This window comes from Bradyrhizobium campsiandrae (genome assembly GCF_014529705.1).
Lineage (GTDB): Bacteria > Pseudomonadota > Alphaproteobacteria > Rhizobiales > Xanthobacteraceae > Bradyrhizobium > Bradyrhizobium campsiandrae.
Map to the genome: position 1 here is coordinate 1 of NZ_JAANIH010000305.1, position 303 is coordinate 303.

At 58.7% G+C, this 303-nt stretch carries 1 pseudogene; it reads left to right on the forward strand.

The window, feature by feature from the left end:
• Window positions 1-92: pseudogene (locus G8O24_RS43210) on the forward strand (thioesterase family protein); the annotation flags it as partial.
• Window positions 93-303 lie beyond the last annotated feature (211 nt).

A 303-nucleotide genomic window follows, 5' to 3' on the forward strand; every position in this document is an offset into this window, starting at 1 on the left:
ACAAGAGCTACGCCGACCAGAACGCCGAGTTGTGGTCGCCGAACGGACGGCTGCTCGCGACCACGACGCAGATCGCGTATTTCAAGGCGTAGCCACGGGGTCGTCCCGGCGAAGGCCGGGACCCATACCGCGTGATCTATCGAGGATAACGCCGTGCAAGTCCCGGCGAGATGATCACTAAATGTTTAGTCCCGGGCTTTGATGGTGCATCCTTATCGCACGATTCGAAGGAAGCGCTATGGGACAAGTTTTACACGGCTGCGCCACCACGACGGAGGCGGTCCGTCGAGCAATACAAAATAG